Source organism: Pseudomonas sp. DR 5-09, from assembly GCF_001655595.1.
Classification (GTDB): domain Bacteria; phylum Pseudomonadota; class Gammaproteobacteria; order Pseudomonadales; family Pseudomonadaceae; genus Aquipseudomonas; species Aquipseudomonas pharyngis.
Map to the genome: position 1 here is coordinate 3,728,723 of NZ_CP011566.1, position 16,072 is coordinate 3,744,794.

General features: G+C 60.2%; 16 protein-coding genes. 4 read left to right on the top strand and 12 right to left on the bottom strand.

Annotated features, from left to right (window positions below):
* Positions 1 to 88: 88 nt before the first annotated feature.
* The 4 genes from PDR5_RS16525 to PDR5_RS16540 are packed head-to-tail and all read right to left on the bottom strand — an operon-like array spanning position 89 to position 1,672.
* Complete coding sequence (locus tag PDR5_RS16525; protein WP_064597220.1) at positions 89 to 379, bottom strand: hypothetical protein; 291 nt, start codon at positions 377 to 379, stop codon at positions 89 to 91.
* A complete protein-coding gene (locus PDR5_RS16530) occupies positions 379 to 798 on the bottom strand; it encodes a hypothetical protein (RefSeq protein WP_143491836.1) in 420 nt (139 codons plus the stop codon). Before PDR5_RS16530 ends, PDR5_RS16525 begins: the two co-directional genes overlap by 1 nt.
* Positions 795 to 1,178, bottom strand: coding sequence for a contact-dependent growth inhibition system immunity protein (locus tag PDR5_RS16535; RefSeq protein WP_064597226.1), 384 nt, complete (start codon positions 1,176 to 1,178; stop codon positions 795 to 797). The genes PDR5_RS16530 and PDR5_RS16535 overlap by 4 nt, the downstream gene beginning before the upstream one ends.
* A complete protein-coding gene (locus PDR5_RS16540; protein WP_064597228.1) occupies positions 1,175 to 1,672 on the bottom strand; it encodes a hypothetical protein in 498 nt (165 codons plus the stop codon). The genes PDR5_RS16535 and PDR5_RS16540 overlap by 4 nt, the downstream gene beginning before the upstream one ends.
* A 264-nt stretch (positions 1,673 to 1,936) precedes the next feature.
* Here PDR5_RS16540 and PDR5_RS16545 point away from each other — a divergent pair, with 264 nt between their 5' ends.
* Genes PDR5_RS16545 through PDR5_RS16555 form a run of 3 tightly spaced genes read left to right on the top strand, consistent with a single transcriptional unit; the run spans position 1,937 to position 7,400 of the window.
* Entirely contained in the window at positions 1,937 to 3,181 is a 1,245-nt protein-coding gene (locus tag PDR5_RS16545; protein WP_064597230.1) for an exonuclease SbcCD subunit D C-terminal domain-containing protein, read from the top strand.
* Positions 3,178 to 6,819 carry an AAA family ATPase gene (locus PDR5_RS16550; protein ID WP_064597232.1) on the top strand — a complete coding sequence of 1,214 codons (3,642 nt, stop codon included), beginning with the start codon at positions 3,178 to 3,180 and terminating at the stop codon, positions 6,817 to 6,819. Before PDR5_RS16545 ends, PDR5_RS16550 begins: the two co-directional genes overlap by 4 nt.
* Positions 6,816 to 7,400: a glutathione S-transferase gene (locus PDR5_RS16555; protein WP_064597234.1), complete on the top strand. Its 585-nt coding sequence runs from the start codon at positions 6,816 to 6,818 to the stop codon at positions 7,398 to 7,400. The genes PDR5_RS16550 and PDR5_RS16555 overlap by 4 nt, the downstream gene beginning before the upstream one ends.
* Before the next feature lie 5 nt (positions 7,401 to 7,405).
* On the opposite strand, the gene PDR5_RS16560 is transcribed toward PDR5_RS16555, so the two are convergent.
* From PDR5_RS16560 to PDR5_RS16595, 8 genes are all read right to left on the bottom strand, one after another.
* Complete coding sequence (locus tag PDR5_RS16560) at positions 7,406 to 7,663, bottom strand: hypothetical protein (protein WP_039766855.1); 258 nt, start codon at positions 7,661 to 7,663, stop codon at positions 7,406 to 7,408.
* The gene (locus tag PDR5_RS16565; protein ID WP_064380404.1) at positions 7,660 to 7,872 is read right to left on the bottom strand and encodes a hypothetical protein; all 213 of its coding nucleotides are present in this window, start codon (positions 7,870 to 7,872) and stop codon (positions 7,660 to 7,662) included. The genes PDR5_RS16560 and PDR5_RS16565 overlap by 4 nt, the downstream gene beginning before the upstream one ends.
* A 255-nt stretch (positions 7,873 to 8,127) precedes the next feature.
* On the bottom strand, positions 8,128 to 8,307 hold the full coding sequence (locus PDR5_RS16570) for a hypothetical protein (protein ID WP_007941320.1): 180 nt from the start codon (positions 8,305 to 8,307) through the stop codon (positions 8,128 to 8,130).
* A gap of 156 nt (positions 8,308 to 8,463) precedes the next feature.
* Positions 8,464 to 9,639 (bottom strand): lactonase family protein, encoded by a 1,176-nt coding sequence (locus PDR5_RS16575; RefSeq protein ID WP_064597236.1) that lies wholly within the window; start codon positions 9,637 to 9,639, stop codon positions 8,464 to 8,466.
* Positions 9,636 to 9,944: a DUF5629 family protein gene (locus PDR5_RS16580; RefSeq protein WP_064600873.1), complete on the bottom strand. Its 309-nt coding sequence runs from the start codon at positions 9,942 to 9,944 to the stop codon at positions 9,636 to 9,638. Before PDR5_RS16580 ends, PDR5_RS16575 begins: the two co-directional genes overlap by 4 nt.
* A 164-nt stretch (positions 9,945 to 10,108) precedes the next feature.
* Positions 10,109 to 11,689, bottom strand: coding sequence for an aldehyde dehydrogenase (NADP(+)) (locus tag PDR5_RS16585; RefSeq protein ID WP_064597238.1), 1,581 nt, complete (start codon positions 11,687 to 11,689; stop codon positions 10,109 to 10,111).
* 9 nt (positions 11,690 to 11,698) lie between these two features.
* Complete coding sequence (araD1, locus tag PDR5_RS16590) at positions 11,699 to 12,691, bottom strand: AraD1 family protein (protein ID WP_064597244.1); 993 nt, start codon at positions 12,689 to 12,691, stop codon at positions 11,699 to 11,701.
* A 58-nt stretch (positions 12,692 to 12,749) separates the two neighbouring features.
* The gene (locus tag PDR5_RS16595) at positions 12,750 to 14,072 is read right to left on the bottom strand and encodes an MFS transporter (protein WP_064597246.1); all 1,323 of its coding nucleotides are present in this window, start codon (positions 14,070 to 14,072) and stop codon (positions 12,750 to 12,752) included.
* A 193-nt stretch (positions 14,073 to 14,265) separates the two neighbouring features.
* On the opposite strand from PDR5_RS16595, the gene PDR5_RS16600 reads away from it, so the two are divergent.
* The gene (locus PDR5_RS16600; RefSeq protein WP_064380416.1) at positions 14,266 to 16,002 is read left to right on the top strand and encodes an IlvD/Edd family dehydratase; all 1,737 of its coding nucleotides are present in this window, start codon (positions 14,266 to 14,268) and stop codon (positions 16,000 to 16,002) included.
* Positions 16,003 to 16,072 lie beyond the last annotated feature (70 nt).

The window sequence follows — 16,072 nt, forward strand, 5'->3', positions numbered from 1 at the left end:
CAACCCCTGCGGTTATTTATCGCCTTTTTCGCTTTTCGATCCTGAGCAACGAGTTTCCACTTTTATCTGGCTCATTGTCTGTTAGCACCTACTTCATAAACTCGCCAGGAACCGCCCTTCCCGTTTCGATATCAATCTCATACATACCACCATCCCATCTATAACCTTTAAGCCCCCTCTCATTGAGGATGATATTTGTGAAGGGACCTGCATGGGCGTCAAAGTCAGAAAAGACTTGCCAAACCCTACGACCGGCTTCATCTATTAAATAGATATTTCTCGAGCACTCAGCCTCATCAAAAAGGGATTCCTGCCCAAGTCGATCAATCAGCACAACACTCAAGGATTCTGCGACCTTAATTACTTTTGAAGTCTTCATCAGGCGCGATAAAGCTCTACATACACAGCCTCGACGATGGCGTCATCTTCTTCGAAGTCAGGCACGTAAAACTTCAAACCCATATCAACAACATCAAAACCCGAGTTGTTGAAAACCAGCGTTTGTCCTCGGCTTTTCAGAAACCGCTGTATCACCAGAGCGTCTTCACCGACCAGTTTCTGATCCCCCCAAACAAGCTCACTCCACTTTAAAAATTCAACACCAACGACAATGAAACTCTCATCAAAGTACATGTGAACGCCTAGATCATCATAAGCATCCGTCGGCACTGCCGAATCTTCAGTCTTGAAAAACTCATCAAACTTTCCACCAAGGGTCGCTCGGGACTGGTCTCGCGTCATACCAGCGCGAATCAATCCCAGATCACCGCGACCCAACAAGCTAAAAATCATAGTCATCTCAAGCAACCTGTCAGGGCTGAAGCAGCCTTTAACAGCTCAGCGTCAGCACTCAAGCGATTCACTTCGGCCACAGCTACAACAGCCTTGCGGGATGCTTCGACATTCTCGTGCCAATACACAGTTCTCAAACCCGCCAGCGCGACCAGCAATTCTCCGTCATATCTATCGCCTTCCAGGACGTCTTCGGTCAGTAAAGCGATGCCGATGGGCAACAATTCCCGCACATGCAAATCCTGCCTCAATGCACGACAGACATCTCCCACACTCAAGCAATCCAAGGGCGTATCGCGCACGGACAAATACCATTCATCCAACGACGAGAGCTTTACCGGGGGCCCGTAAACATCCGGTCCTTGCTCCAGGTCCCGAAACCTCATGCCTCGGCTCCCGGACTCAACGATCCAACCTGGTAGAAAGTAATATCCGGGCCATAGTTCTGCTCCGAGTTCGACACCTCTACACAAAACACCTTCTCTGGAAATTTTTCTTTCAGCACCATGCGCCACGCGAAACCGATCACATTGCACAATTGAAGAAACACGTCATCCGAAACACCAGCAGCAACCTGGCCAAAAACGTCATAGATCCTCACAACATTCAATAACTTTTCAGTCTTTGAAATATCACCAGAGGTAAGGCCAGAACACCTATCAAGCACTTCAGTCGAGAAATTCCGCGCTAAAAATACGCCACCCTCTTTCACCACAAAATCCGGGAAAAGCATTTTTGAAAACAACAGAATATGTTCGGGCTGGCATTGATCGAAGATGTACGAATAAACGTCCAGGCCTTCCTGATTCGACCACTGTTTTTTCCAGGAAAAATACGCTGGATTGTCAGTAACGGAAGGTATCGAATTAACCCGTTTCATTACGCTTGCTCCAGACTCTATGTCTCTGTGAGCTATCGTGGCGTGCGGGTTGAAGCACGACGAGTCGCCAGACCCCAAAAACGATATCAATATAGTGGCGCGATGGTAGGTAACCGGTGCCGAGTCGTCAATTAATGGGTTCACCGAGATCGCGGCCGCCATCTCCCGGACAAGCCTACCCGCCGCAATAATCTGTAAACTCTCCCCTCTTTCGCCGCCCTCTCATCTCGGCGGCCATCACCTTTTTATATTGCGGAGTCAGCCTTGCGTCTGTTTCACACCTCCGACTGGCACCTTGGGCAGAACCTGCACGGCCAGGAGCGCGATTTCGAGCACGCCTGTTTTCTCGAGTGGCTGCTGCGCCAATTGAAGCTGGCGCAGCCGGACGTGCTGCTGATCGCCGGCGACATCTTCGACACGGTCAACCCACCGGTCAAAGCCCAGGAACGCCTCTACGATTTCATCGTCAGCGCCCACGAACAGCAACCGTTGCTGACCATCGTGATGATCGCCGGCAACCACGATTCCGGTTCGCGGATCGAACTGCCCGCGCCGTTGATGCGGCGTTTGCGTACCCATGCGCTGGGTCGGGTGTTGTGGCTGGATGACGGGCAACTGGATGCGGAACGTCTGCTGTTGCCGCTGCCGGACGCCACCGGTGAAATCGCCGCATGGTGCCTGGCGCTGCCGTTCCTGCGGCCTGCCGAGGTCACCGGCGCGCATCTGGGCGACAACTATTTGCGTGGCATTGGCCAGGTGCATGAATGGCTGATCGAAGCGGCGAACGCCAAGCGCCAACCGGGCCAGGCATTGGTCGCCATCAGCCACGCGCACATGGCCGGCGGCTCGGTGTCGGAAGACTCCGAGCGCAGCCTGATAATCGGCAACGCCGAAGCCCTGCCTGCCAGCCTGTTCGGGCCGAGCATCAGCTATGTCGCTCTCGGCCATTTGCACAAGCCGCAGAAGGTCAACGGTGAAGATCGGATTCGCTACAGCGGCTCGCCGATTCCGTTGTCGTTTTCGGAAATCAGTTATCAGCACCAGGTGCTCGACATCGTTCTGGACGGCGAAACCCTGGTCAGCGTCGAGCCAATGCTGATCCCCCGCTCCGTCAATCTGCAGCGCCTCGGCCCTGCGCCGCTGGCGGAGATCCTGCTGCAACTGGCGGACCTGCCGAACATCGACCTGCTGGCCGAAACCCAGCGCCAGCCTTGGCTGGAAGTGCGGGTGCGCCTCGACGAGCCACAACCGGACCTGCGCCATCAGGTCGAAAGCGCCTTGCAAGGCAAGGCTGTGCGACTGGTACGGATTGCTGCCGAATACGCCGGCAACCGTGGCGCTGATGGTGCCGAGGACGGCAGCGCGCTGATCGAACTGGACCAGCTCACGCCGCAGGAATTGTTCAGCCGCGCCTGGCTCGACAACTACGGCAGCGAAGTCGACGAGCAAACCCTCAAGGACTTCGCCGAACTGCTGCAAGACGTACAGATGGAGGGCGAGCAGCCATGAAGATTCTCGCCATTCGTTTGAAGAACCTCGCCTCGCTGGCGGGCCCGTTCGAAATCGATTTCACCGCCGAACCGCTGGCCAGCGCTGGCCTGTTCGCCATCACCGGCCCGACCGGCGCCGGTAAAAGTACCCTGCTCGACGCCTTGTGCCTGGCGCTGTTCGGTGCCGTGCCGCGCCTGAACAACACCGGGCGTGACGCCAAGGTGCCGGACGCCGACGGCGAAATCGCCACCGGCGACCCGCGCACCCTGCTGCGTCGCGGCACTGGTGAAGGCTTTGCCGAAGTGGATTTTGTCGGCGTCGATGGCCGTCGCTATCGCGCGCGCTGGGAAGCCAACCGTGCCCGGGAAAAGGCCGGCGGCAAGTTGCAGGCCAGCCGTCAGAGCCTGCGCGACATCGATCAGGATCAACTGCTCGCCAGCCAGAAAGGCGAGTACAAGACTCAGCTCGAGGCCGCGCTGGGCCTGAACTTCGAACAGTTCACCCGCGCGGTGCTGCTGGCCCAGAGCGAGTTCAGTGCGTTCCTCAAGGCCGACGATAACGACCGCAGCGAACTGCTGGAAAAGCTCACCGACACCGCGCTCTACACGCGACTCGGCCGCCGCGCGTTCGACAAGACCAAAGAGGCCCGCGAAGCCCACAAGCAGTTGCAGGATCAGGCCACCGGCGTGACTCCGCTGGCCCCCGAGGCTCGCGCCGAACTCGACGAGCGCTTCAATGCCGCCCAGCAACAGCTGAAGTTGCAGCAGGCGCAGCTCAAGCAGATCGAGCAACAGCACGACTGGCTCAAGGAGCTGTTGCGGCTGCAAGACTCGCAACAAGCCGCCGCTGAACAACTACGCAGCGCCGAGCATGAACGCGAATCGCTGGCCGGTGAACGTCTGAAACTGACACGCCTGGAACAGCTCGCCCCGCAACGGCACCAGTTCGCCCGCAAAACCGAACTGGATGTACTGCTGACGCCACTGGCGGAACAGATCAGTGCGCACACCCGGCAACAAAGCGAACTGGCTGAGCGCCAGACGCGACTGGAACAGGATCTCGCCGCAGCGCAGATCGCCCTGACCCAGGCGCAAACGCAGCTGAGCGAAAGCGCGCCGCTGTTGCGCCAGGCTTTCGAGGAGCAAAGCACCCTCGCCCGCCTCGCCAAGGACGTTGCGTCCGGCACCGAAGCGAAGCACGCCGCAGAGCAAGCCTGCACTCAGGGCCAAAGCACGATCCAGTCCCTGCTCGATCAGCAAAAACAGGTCGCCGAACGCTTGCAGCGCATTGCCGCCGATCTTGAGCAAAGCGCTCATCTGGCACCGTTGAGCGAAGCGTGGAATGCCTATCGCGACCGTTTGCAGCAACTGATGCTGATCGGCAATCGGTTGAACAAGGGCCAAAGTGAACTGGCCTCTCTCGAAGAAAACGCCACTCGCGCCAGCGAAGCGCTCGCCACGCAGAAGCAACAGCTGGAAGTGCTGTTCAAGGAAGCCGGCGCCGAGCCGGACGCCGTCGCCGAGCAGATCGGCATCCTCGGCACTCTGTTGCAGGACAACCGCAAGCAATTGCGCGCCGTCGAGGACCTGACGCGCCTGTGGGCCAGTCAGCAGGAGCTGGACAAGCGCAGTGCCGAGCTGCAACAGCGCCAGCTCGATGCGCAACAGGAACGCGAGCGCCTGACCCAGGACGGGGTGAAAACCAAGTCCGAGCTGACCGTCGCCGAACAGACCCTCAACGTCACCCGTGAACTGCTCGAGCGTCAGCGTCTGGCCCGCAGTGCCAGTGTCGAAGAGCTGCGCGCGCAGTTGCAGGACGACCAACCGTGCCCGGTCTGCGGCAGCAACGAGCATCCGTATCATCAGCCGGAAGCCCTGCTGCAAAGCCTCGGCCGTCACGATGAAAGCGAGCAGGCCAGCGCGCAGCAAGCAGTCGATCAACTGAAGGAAAAACTCACCGAGCTGCGCGCCAGTGTCGGTGGCGTGATTGCCCAACAGAAAGAGTTACTGCAACAGCAGGAACAACTGGCTGCTCAGCAACAATCGCTGACGCCGAGCATCGAGGCGCATCCGCTGGCGGCGTCCTTGCTGAATCAGGACAGTGACAAACGCGCCGCGTGGCTGACTCGCCAGAATGAACAACTGAATCAGAGCATTACCCAGGACGAACAGCGCCAGACCGCCCTGCTCACGCTGCAACAGGATGCGGCGCGCCTGACCCAGCAATTGCGTCAGGCCGAGACCGCACACCAGCAAGCGACCCAGCACCTGAGCAATCAGCAACGCGAGCTGAGCGCTGACCGCCAGCGCCTGGACGAAGAGCTGGCGGCCTTCGCCACACTGCTGCCGAGCGACACGCTCGAAGCCCTGCGCGCTGAACCAGCCGCAACATTCATGCAGCTCGACCGGCAGATTGCCGAGCGTCTGGCGCAAGTCGATCAGCAGAAGGAAGAGCTGGCCGAACAGCAACAACGCCAGCAGACGCTCGAGAAAGAACAGGACCGCCAACAGGGCCGTGTGCAGCAGCTGCAAAACGCTGAACAGCAACTCAACACGCTGACCGGACAGCAACTCGCCAGCCAGGAAAAACTGGCGCAATTGTTGGGCGATCACACCTGCGCCGAGCATTGGCAGCAGCAACTGGAACAGGCCGTGGAACAGGCGCGCAACGCCGAATCCACGACGACTCAGGCGCTACAGGAAGCGCGTACGCAGTGGGTGCAAATCGCCGCCGAACTCAAGGCGCAGCAAGAGCGTCTGCAAGCGCTGGAAACCGAAGACCGCGAACTGGCCGGCAAGATTGCCGACTGGCGCGCCCGTCATCCGGAGCTGGATGACGGTGGCCTCGAAGACCTGCTGCGGATTGATGACGCGCAAGTTGATGAGCTACGCCAGCGCTTGCAGCGCAACGAAAAAGCCGTTGAACAGGCCACGGTGTTGGTGCAGGAACGCGATCAGCGCCTGCTCGAACATCAGGGCCAACACAACGGCAACCTGGACGCCGAACAACTCGCCAGCGCCCTCGCCGACCTGCAAAACCAGTGCACGGCCAGCGAACAGCAATGCGCCGAACTGCGCGCCGAGCAGGCCGAAGACCAGCGCCGCCAGAACGCCAATCAGGCGCTGGCGCAGCAGATCGCCGATGCCTATGCCGAATATCAGCGCTGGGCGCGGCTCAATGCGCTGATCGGCTCGGCCACCGGCGACACCTTTCGCAAGATCGCCCAGGCCTACAACCTCGACCTGCTGGTGCATCACGCCAACGTGCAGCTGCGGCAACTGGTCAAGCGCTATCGCCTCAAGCGCGGCGGCAGCATGCTCGGCCTGCTGGTGATGGACACCGAAATGGGCGACGAACTGCGCTCGGTGCATTCGCTGTCCGGCGGCGAAACCTTCCTCGTGTCGCTGGCCCTCGCCCTGGGCCTTGCCTCGATGGCATCAAGCACGTTGAAGATCGAATCACTGTTCATCGACGAGGGCTTCGGCAGCCTCGATCCGGAATCCCTGCAACTGGCCATGGACGCTCTTGATGGCTTGCAGGCGCAGGGGCGCAAGGTCGCGGTGATTTCCCACGTACAGGAAATGCACGAGCGGATTCCGGTGCAGATTCAAGTACAGCGCCAAGGCAACGGTTTGAGCACGCTGGAGGTGAAATGAACACGCTGTATTCCTTCCGCCGCTGCCCGTACGCGATGCGGGCACGGATGGCCCTGCGTTATTCGGGCGTGCCGGTGGAGATCGTCGAAGTCAGCCTGAAAGCCAAACCGGCCGAGATGCTGGCGATCTCGCCCAAGGGCACGGTGCCGGTGCTGGATGCGGGCGGTCAGGTGATCGATGAAAGCCTGGAGATCATGTGCTGGGCGCTGGCGCAGAATGATCCGGATGACTGGTTACTGGGGGGTGATTCAAGGATTGCCGAGTTGATCGAAGCCAACGATCGCGTATTCAAGATTCACCTGAATCGCTACAAGTACGCCGAGCGTTATCCGGAACAGCCGATGGAGGTTTATCGCGCCGAAGGTGCTCTGTTCTTGCAGAAACTGGATGAGTTGCTCGAGGGTCGTGATTACTTGTTGACCGGGCATCCAAGCCTGGCCGACATCGCGCTGTTGCCGTTCGTTCGCCAGTTCGCCCATGTTGATCGTGACTGGTTTGCGCAGACGCCTTACGTGCGGTTGCAGGCCTGGTTGCAGCGGTTTCTGGAATCGGAGCTGTTCACCGGCATCATGAAAAAGTAGGCGCGTTACGCCAGCACTTCACACATGCCGATGGCCGAGCAATCCACTTCGAACGGGCCAAGAAAACCGCTGGCGGTTTTCGCTGGCGGATTGCCGGCCAGCAGCCCCAGCGCATTGGCCCGTTCGATGTTGTGCGCGATGTTGTGGTTGGCCTCTATGGCCCGGGCCAGCCCGCCGACCGAGCCTTGGCCAAATCCCAACAGGGAAGCGCCGTTGGTCATGAACGCCAATCCGGCAATGACCCAGAGTCTGTAGCCTTTCATGCTCCGCCGACTCCCGCGAGTTCAGCTGAACCGACCGCTGCGTTTTGTGAGCGAAGTTCGAACTGGATGCCGGGATGTGCAACGTCGATCGGTGCTTCGAAGCTGTGTTGCGACTGCGACGCCAGACTGACAAACAGCACCATGACCAGGTACAGACCGATGGCCACGTAGGCGCCGCGTTTGGCGGAAGTGATGATTGAACTGGCCATGATGTGTGCTCCGTGGACAATGTTTCGAGGTCCACAGAATCGATCAAAAAAGCCGGGGTAACCACTCAGGGTTTTCCATAGTAACCATCAGCTTCGTTGATTATTTAGCCGGTCTATCTCGTCGTTTGAAAATAGCTATCGTCGGTCGCTGCGCAGGCAAAAAACTGCCCAGGGCTGCGATCTTTTGATTTTGCTTTTTGAGAAACAAGATCAAAGGATCGCAGCCTTGGGCAGTTCCAGGGCGTAACGGAAATTTCAGTGTTGAGCTTTGTGATCCAGCGCGGCGTAGAAGTTAGCGCTTTGTTGCAGGTATTTCTGGGTGTAGCTCTGGGTGTGGGATTTTTTGTCGCTGATTTCAACGTTGGCACTGGCTGGCAGAGCCACGGTGGCGGAGATGGCGGAAGCGGCAATTACGGAGAAGAGATTGAAGTTCATGGCGGTAACCCTCGTGTTCAGTTGGCTTGCTTGCCCGGTTGGGCCGTGGAGCAAACTTAACGCTCGAGGGTTGATCGCTTGAAATGCTTTGCAACATTACCTGTTATCAGCAGGATTAATACATAGCTTCAGGCCCCGTAGAACGGGGCCTGCGGCTTATTGACGCATGAGGAACTTGATATCGCTCGGGGCGTCCATCGGCAGTTTTTGTACGGTTTTGCCCAGCAGACCGGTCTTGCTGTCGCGCTCGACCACGACAATCTGATTGCTTTTCTGATTGGCGATCAGCAGGAATTTGCCGCTTGGATCGAGGCTGAACTCACGGGGGTGATCACCTTCCACCGAACGTCGCTGCAACTCTTTGAGCTGACCGGACGCCGGATCGATAGCAAACACCAGCAACTGATTGGCGGTGCCACGGTTGCTGACATAGAGGAATTTGCCGTCAGCGGATGCGTGCAACGCGGCGGCGGCCTTGTCCGAGGTCGGTTGACCGGCCGCCAGATCGACCAGTTGCGTCTGGGTCAGCACGCCGTCGTGGTAATCGAACACCGCAACCTGGGCGCTCATTTCCATGGTCAGCCAGGCGTGTTTGCCGTCGGCGCTGAACAACAGATGACGCGGGCCGCTGCCGGCGGGCAAAGGCACAGAAGCGGTCATCGCCGGCGTCAATGGCAAGTCCGGGTTGGCCTTGGGATCGAACAGGTAGACAAAGACCTTGTCCGCGCCCAGGTCATTGGAGAACACATAACGACCGTCCGGCGAGGAAACCGTCGAGTGCACGTGGTTCGAGGCTTGACGCTCGAGATTGATCCGGCTTGCCGGGTGCGCGCTCATCTGCACCACCGGTTTGAGCTTGCCGTCGCTGCCCACCGGCAATACCGCGAGGGTGCCGCCCGGATCTTCCATCACCGAATAGTTGCTGACGAACAGATGGCTGGCATCGCCGCTGAGGCTGGAATGGGTCGGCTCGTTGCCCAGGCTCTGGACCTGATTGATCAGGCTCAGGGCATGGGTCTTCGGATCGATGGAATAACTGCTGACGCGACCGACCGGGTCTTTCTGGCCAGGACCGTTTTCGTTGACCACGAACAGCCGGCGCTGATCCTTCGACAGGGTAAGCCACGACGGGTTTTCGCTCTTGATCACTTGCAGCGGCTTGGCGTCAATCTGGCCGGTGGCGCTGTTGAAGTTCATCCGGTAAATGCCTTCGCTGGTATCGGCGGTGTAGGAGCCCACCAAAAACTGGAAGCTCTCGGCCGAGGCACTGGAAAGGCCCATCGCGCCGACGCTGCCGGCCATCAGCAATGGCCAGAATTTACGCATGTTCATTCGGTTTCTTCCTCGTCGTCGGCGCTGCTCAGTACATCACCGAGGCACACCAAGCGGTGCTCGCCAACGGTTTTGGTGTCGCTGGCAAAACCGACAATCAGCCAACTCTGCAAATCTAGATCAAACGTCGCCGCTGCCACCTGCGCCGGGGTGAACTCCCAATGCTTGGCGGCCCGGCCATCGATGCATTCGATGTGCAGGTTGTCGTCTTCGTCGAGGGCAAATTCGAAAGCGTGCAGGCCGTCGATTTCGACCATACCGCAGTGTTCGAGGGCGTTGAGAAGGGTGTCGGTTACGGCAGTCATGGCAATCATGTCTTTCAGGGGGAAAGGGGCAATGATAGCTCAAAGCAGCTGCTGAGCCCTGCCTGTGGGAGCGAGCCTGCTCGCGATAGCGGTGCATCAGTCGACATACATGTCGCCTGACGATCGCGAGCAGGCTCGCTCCCCCCATTGACTGGGTTCGGCGGTTAGAGGGCTTCGCGCGATGGCTTGCCATCCACCAGCCGCTGAATGCGCAGCGGGTTGGCGTTTTTCAGCGGTTCCGGCAACAGGCTGTCGGGATAATTCTGGAAGCACACCGGACGCAGGAAACGATCGATCGCCAGGGTACCCACCGAGGTGCCGCGAGCATCGGAGGTCGCCGGATACGGCCCGCCATGAACCATCGAATCACAGACTTCGACACCGGTCGGATAACCATTGAGCAAGATCCGTCCGACCTTCTGTTCCAGCAACGGCGTCAGCTCCGGGAAGTGCTCGAAATCCGTCTGCTCGCCGATGATGGTCGCCGTCAGTTGCCCGTGCAGGCCCTGCAACGCCGCGCTCAACTGCGCCGTGTCGGCCACTTCGACAATCACCGTGGTCGGGCCGAACACTTCTTCCTGCAGCACTTCATCGCCATCGATCAGCAGGCTGACATCGGCCTTGAACAACTGCGGCTGCGCCTGATTGCCCTGCTGCGGATTGCCCGCCAGATGCTCGATGCCGGCGTGCGCCAAGAGTTTTTCCAGGCCTTTGCCATAGCTGCCGAGGGTGCCGGCATTGAGCATGGTTTGCGCCGGTTGATCGCCGATCAGCGCCGTGACTTGCTCAACGAATGCGGTGAACTGTGGCGAACGGATGCCGATCACTAGACCCGGATTGGTACAGAACTGACCGCAGCCCTGCACCACCGACGCGGTCAGATCGCGGGCAACGGTTTCCGAACGCACGGCCAGGGCCTGGGGCAACACGATCACCGGATTGATGCTCGACATCTCGGCGAACACCGGAATCGGTTGAGGGCGCGCGGCGGCCATGTCACACAGCGCCCGTCCGCCGCGCAGCGAGCCGGTGAAACCCACGGCCAGAATCGCAGGATGCTTGACCAGCCATTCGCCGACGCCACCGCCGTAGATCATGTTGAACACACCGGCCGGCATAGCGGTTTTTTCTGCTGCACGGATCAACGCGTCGGCAACGAGTTCGGCCGTGGCCATATGACCGCTGTGGGCCTTGAACACCACCGGGCAACCGGCCGCCAGCGCCGACGCGGTATCGCCGCCGGCTGTGGAAAATGCCAGCGGAAAATTGCTGGCGCCGAACACCGCCACCGGCCCCAGGCCGATACGGTACTGACGCAGATCCGGACGCGGCAACGGCTGTCGATCCGGCAACGGCAGGTCGATGCGTGCACCGTAGAAATCACCGCGTCGCAGGACTTTGGCGAACAAGCGCATCTGGCCGCTGGTGCGCCCTCTTTCGCCCTGAATCCGCCCGGCCGGCAGCGCGGTTTCGCGGCAGACCACGGCGACGAAATCATCGCCCAGCGCGTCCAGCTCATCGGCGATTGCATCGAGAAACTGCGCGCGGCGTTCGGCGCTGAGGCTGCGATACGTTGGATACGCCGCCGCAGCGGCCTTGGCGGCGGCGTCGACTTCCGCTTCCGTGGCCTGAATGAAATCGTGGGGCAGTGCTTCGCCCGTGGTGGCGTCGACGCTCTGCAGCTTGACGTTACCCGCCGCGCTGCGACGACCGCCGATGTAGTTGTGACCGAGAATCTGAGTCATGGGATCTCCTTAAAGGGTGCCGATGCTGTCCGGTTCAAATGCCGCTGCGACCGGGGCGATGCCGTTGACCAGCGGTGCGCCGAATTCAGCCTGGCTGATTTCGAACACGTCGCCCGGTTGAGTGCGGATGCCATCGGCGAACGACAGGGTCGCGGTGCCGAAGAAGTGAATGTGTACGTCGCCAGGACGCAGGAACTGGCGGTACTTGAAGTGGTGGTATTCGAGGTTCGCCAGGCTGTGGCACATGTTGGCCTCGCCGCTGAGGAATTCGTTCTGCCACAGCACTTCACCGTCGCGCAGGATGCGACTGGTGCCCGCCAGGTGTTGAGGCAATTCACCCGTGCGAAGTTCCGGGCCGTAGCTGCAACTGCGCAGCTTGGAGTGGGCCAGGTACAGGTAATTCTTGCGTTCCATGACGTGATCGGAGAACTCGTTGCCCACCGCAAAACCGAGGCGATACGGCTTGCCATCGTGGCCGATGATGTAGAGGCCGGCCATCTCCGGTTCCTCGCCGGCGTCTTCGGCAAACGGCGGTAGCGGGAACGGCTGGCCAGGACGCACGAGAATGCTGCCGTCGCCCTTGTAGAACCATTCCGGCTGCACCCCGGCCTGCCCCGCCGCCGGTTTGCCACCCTCCACGCCCCACTTGAAGATGCGCATGGTGTCGGTCATCGCCGCTTCGTCGCCGGCCTGCTGGTGCATCTTGTCCCGGGCCGACGCGCTGCCGAGGTGCGTGAGGCCGGTGCCGCTGACCAGCAGGTGCGCCGGGTCCGGGTGATCCAGTGGCGGCAGGATGCGCAGTTGGGCCAGCAACTCGGCGTAATCATGGCTGATGCCCAGGCCGAGGGTCTGCACTTGCTGCGCGAGCGTGTTGCCGGCCTCGATTGCCGCCAGGGCCAGATCACGAACCGTGCGTGCATCCTGCACTTCACGCACCAGACCGTCCTCGACCACCCCGACACGGCGCTCGCCGCTACTCAATTCGAATTGAACCAGATGCATAAATCTTCTCCTATTCCCTCAAAAAAACAGCGCTCCCACAGGGGCCAGTGTTGATCATTCAGGTGCGCGTCGCACCGCGTGCGCTCGCTGCAAATTGCTCGACTGGCAGCACATGCTTGCGCTCCAGCACGCGATAAACGACGCCCGTCAGAATCAGCCCGAACACCATCACCCCGGACAGGAAGTACAGGCCCGAAGCGAGGTTGCCGGTGTATTCCTTCAGCGCGCCGATCACGAACGGGCCGATGTAACCGCCGAGGTTGCCCACCGAGTTGATCAAGGCGATCCCGGCCGCCGCGCTGGCACCGGCAAAGAATCGGCCCGGCAGCGTCCAGAACACCGCCGTGCAGGAAAACAACGCAAACGCCACTAGACACAACGCCGCCAGTTGCGCCACCGGCAACGACAGCCAGGCGCTGAAGAACAGGCCCATGGCACCCAGCACATAGAGCACCGCGAGATGGCCGTACCGGTCGTTCAAACGGTCGGAACTGCGCGGAATGATCAGCAGGCCGATGATCCCGAAAATGTACGGCACCGAGGACACGAAACCGGTGACCAGATCACTGCCGCCAAACTGTTTGATCAGGGTCGGCAACCACAGGCCCAGGCCATAGATGCTCAGGGTCACCGGCAGGTAGAACAGCGCCAGCAGCAACACGCGTTTGTCTTTCAGCGCATGCAGCGGATTGCCGTGACGCGTCTGGCCGTATTCCTGCAGGTCCTTTTTCAACTCGCCGGTCAGCCAGTCCTTCTCGGCCTGGTCCATCCATTTCACTTGCTGCGGGCCGTCCGGCAGCCAGCGCAATACCGGCCAGGTCAGCAGGATCGCCGGGGTGCCGATGACGATGAACAGCCACTGCCAGCCATGCAGGCCGAGGATGCCGTCCATGCCCAGCAAACCGCCCGAGACTGGGCCGGTGATCATCATCGCGATGGGTTGGGACAGGATGAACAGCCCGAGGATCTTGCCGCGGTGGCGAACCGGGAACCATTGGGTGATGTAGTAAAGAACGCCGGGAAAGAAACCCGCCTCCGCCGCGCCGAGCAGAAAGCGCATCACGTAGAAACTGTGCGGGCCCTGAACGAAGGCCATGCCAATGGTGATCGCGCCCCAAGTGATCATGATCCGCGCAAACCAGCGCCGCGCGCCGAAGCGTTCGAGCATCAGGTTGCTGGGGATTTCAAACAGAAAGTAGCCGATGAAAAACAGCCCGGCGCCAAGGCCGTAGGCGGCATCGCCGATACCGATGTCGGCGCCCATGTGCAGCTTGGCGAAGCCGACGGCAGAGCGATCCACATAGGCGATCAGGTACAGCAGGATCAGGAAGGGAATCAGTTTCAACGTGATGCGCCGGACAAGCCGCAGTTCCTGGCTCATGAGATCGGTCTCCGATTGTTGTTTTTATGGAACCTCGGGGGACGCCTCTCGCGGAAAACCGCCAGGGCCATCCCTCCGTCGAAATCGACTATATAGTAATACTAATTACGCAACAACACTTCCAAACCGTCGACTTTGCGCTTATGTTTAGCCAAAGCTCGCAAACAATAGTCTTACAATAAGAGAATCGATCATGTCTGATAAGAAACCCACCCTGCGCTCCGCCCAATGGTTTGGCACGGCCGACAAGAACGGCTTCATGTACCGCAGCTGGATGAAGAATCAGGGCATCGCCGACCATCAGTTTCACGGCAAGCCGATCATCGGCATCTGCAACACCTGGTCGGAACTGACCCCGTGCAACGCGCACTTCCGCCAGATCGCGGAACACGTCAAACGCGGGGTGATCGAGGCTGGCGGCTTCCCGGTGGAGTTCCCGGTGTTCTCCAACGGCGAATCGAACCTGCGTCCGACCGCCATGCTCACCCGCAACCTGGCGAGCATGGACGTCGAGGAAGCGATTCGCGGCAATCCGATTGACGGCGTGGTGCTGCTGACCGGTTGCGACAAGACCACCCCGGCCCTGCTGATGGGCGCGGCCAGTTGCGACGTGCCGGCGATCGTCGTCACCGGCGGGCCGATGCTCAACGGCAAGCACAAGGGCAAGGACATCGGCTCCGGCACCGTGGTCTGGCAGCTCAGCGAACAGGTCAAGGCCGGCACCATCACGATTGACGATTTCCTCGCGGCCGAGGGCGGCATGTCTCGCTCGGCCGGCACCTGCAACACCATGGGCACCGCGTCGACCATGGCCTGCATGGCCGAAGCACTGGGCACGTCCCTGCCGCACAACGCGGCGATTCCGGCGGTGGATGCGCGGCGTTACGTGTTGGCGCACATGTCCGGCATGCGTGCGGTGGAGATGGTTCGTGAGGATCTGAAACTGTCGAAGATCCTGACCAAGGAAGCCTTCGAAAACGCGATCCGGGTCAACGCGGCCATTGGCGGTTCGACCAACGCGGTAATCCACCTCAAAGCCATCGCCGGGCGCATCGGCGTCGAGCTGGATCTGGACGACTGGACGCGCATCGGTCGCGGCATGCCGACCATCGTCGACCTGCAACCGTCCGGGCGTTTCCTGATGGAGGAGTTCTACTACGCGGGCGGTTTGCCGGCCGTGCTGCGCCGCCTCGGTGAGGCCAATCTGATTCCCAATCCAAATGCATTGACCGTCAACGGCAAATCCATCGGCGAGAACACCAAGGACGCACCGATCTACGGTGAAGACGAAGTGATCCGCACCCTCGACAATCCGATCCGCGCCGACGGCGGCATCTGCGTGTTGCGCGGCAACCTGGCGCCACTGGGCGCGGTGCTCAAGCCGTCAGCCGCCACGCCGGAACTGATGCAGCACCGTGGGCGCGCGGTGGTGTTCGAGAATTTCGACATGTACAAGGCGCGGATCAACGACCCGGAACTGGACGTCGATGCGGACTCGATTCTGGTGATGAAGAACTGCGGGCCGAAGGGTTATCCGGGCATGGCCGAAGTCGGCAACATGGGTTTGCCGGCCAAGCTGCTGGCGCAGGGCGTGACCGACATGGTGCGCATCTCCGACGCACGGATGAGCGGCACCGCGTATGGCACCGTTGTCTTGCACGTCGCCCCGGAAGCAGCGGCCGGCGGGCCTTTGGCGGCGGTGAAGGAAGGCGACTGGATCGAGCTGGACTGTGCCAGCGGGCGTTTGCATCTGGACATTCCGGACGCTGAACTGGCGGCGCGCATGGCGGATCTGCAACCGCCGCAGCAGCTGTTGGTGGGTGGGTATCGTCAGTTGTACATCGACCATGTGCTGCAGGCGGATCAGGGTTGCGATTTCGACTTCCTCGTTGGTTGCCGAGGGGCTGAAGTCCCGCGCCATTCCCACTAAAACCGCCATCCCCTTGTGGGAGCCAGCCTGCTGGCGATGGCGATCTGTCAGTTGATATTCATGTTGACTG

Bases quoted from the DNA above. Each gene is read 5' to 3' on its own strand.
- PDR5_RS16600 (WP_064380416.1), top strand. From the start codon at position 14,266: ATGTCTGATAAGAAACCCACCCTGCGCTCCGCCCAATGGTTTGGCACG.
- PDR5_RS16570 (WP_007941320.1), bottom strand. From the start codon at position 8,307: ATGAACTTCAATCTCTTCTCCGTAATTGCCGCTTCCGCCATCTCCGCC.
- PDR5_RS16530 (WP_143491836.1), bottom strand. From the start codon at position 798: ATGACTATGATTTTTAGCTTGTTGGGTCGCGGTGATCTGGGATTGATT.
- PDR5_RS16560 (WP_039766855.1), bottom strand. From the start codon at position 7,663: ATGAAAGGCTACAGACTCTGGGTCATTGCCGGATTGGCGTTCATGACC.
- PDR5_RS16575 (WP_064597236.1), bottom strand. From the start codon at position 9,639: ATGAACATGCGTAAATTCTGGCCATTGCTGATGGCCGGCAGCGTCGGC.
- PDR5_RS16580 (WP_064600873.1), bottom strand. From the start codon at position 9,944: ATGACTGCCGTAACCGACACCCTTCTCAACGCCCTCGAACACTGCGGT.
- PDR5_RS16540 (WP_064597228.1), bottom strand. From the start codon at position 1,672: ATGAAACGGGTTAATTCGATACCTTCCGTTACTGACAATCCAGCGTAT.
- PDR5_RS16550 (WP_064597232.1), top strand. From the start codon at position 3,178: ATGAAGATTCTCGCCATTCGTTTGAAGAACCTCGCCTCGCTGGCGGGC.
- PDR5_RS16555 (WP_064597234.1), top strand. From the start codon at position 6,816: ATGAACACGCTGTATTCCTTCCGCCGCTGCCCGTACGCGATGCGGGCA.
- PDR5_RS16595 (WP_064597246.1), bottom strand. From the start codon at position 14,072: ATGAGCCAGGAACTGCGGCTTGTCCGGCGCATCACGTTGAAACTGATT.
- PDR5_RS16585 (WP_064597238.1), bottom strand. From the start codon at position 11,689: ATGACTCAGATTCTCGGTCACAACTACATCGGCGGTCGTCGCAGCGCG.
- PDR5_RS16535 (WP_064597226.1), bottom strand. From the start codon at position 1,178: ATGAGGTTTCGGGACCTGGAGCAAGGACCGGATGTTTACGGGCCCCCG.
- PDR5_RS16525 (WP_064597220.1), bottom strand. From the start codon at position 379: ATGAAGACTTCAAAAGTAATTAAGGTCGCAGAATCCTTGAGTGTTGTG.
- araD1 (WP_064597244.1), bottom strand. From the start codon at position 12,691: ATGCATCTGGTTCAATTCGAATTGAGTAGCGGCGAGCGCCGTGTCGGG.
- PDR5_RS16565 (WP_064380404.1), bottom strand. From the start codon at position 7,872: ATGGCCAGTTCAATCATCACTTCCGCCAAACGCGGCGCCTACGTGGCC.